General features: G+C 55.1%; 1 rRNA gene. It reads left to right on the top strand.

The features are described 5' to 3' along the window. Window positions 1–111: 111 nt before the first annotated feature. Window positions 112–648, top strand: a 16S ribosomal RNA gene (locus tag ABD734_RS07695); the annotation flags it as partial.

Genomic DNA, 648 nt, shown 5'->3' on the forward strand with positions numbered 1-648 from the left:
AGAACATTGAAAACTGAATGACAATATGTCAACGTTAATTCCAATAAAACTGGATGGTTTTACCATTCAACTTGGGCGACAAGTAAAACCGCAACGAGTCAGAGCACTCCAATTATGGAGAGTTTGATCCTGGCTCAGGATGAACGCTGGCGGCGTGCCTAATACATGCAAGTCGAACGCGCAGCCCCGGAGCTTGCTCTGGGGTCTGCGAGTGGCGGACGGGTGAGTAACACGTAGGCAACCTACCCATCAGACTGGGATAACCGCGGGAAACCGTGGCTAATACCGGATAATCCTTATTCCCGCAGGGGGATAAGTTGAAAGGCGGTCTTTGACTGCCACTGATGGATGGGCCTGCGGCGCATTAGCTAGTTGGTGGGGTAAGGGCCCACCAAGGCGACGATGCGTAGCCGACCTGAGAGGGTGATCGGCCACACTGGGACTGAGACACGGCCCAGACTCCTACGGGAGGCAGCAGTAGGGAATCTTCCGCAATGGACGCAAGTCTGACGGAGCAACGCCGCGTGAGTGAAGAAGGGTTTCGGCTCGTAAAACTCTGTTGTCAGGGAAGAACGCCGGTGGGAGTAACTGTCCATCGGGTGACGGTACCTGACCAGAAAGCCACGGCTAACTACGTGCCAGCAGCCG

This window comes from Salinicoccus jeotgali (genome assembly GCF_039538805.1).
Taxonomy (GTDB): domain Bacteria; phylum Bacillota; class Bacilli; order Staphylococcales; family Salinicoccaceae; genus Salinicoccus; species Salinicoccus jeotgali.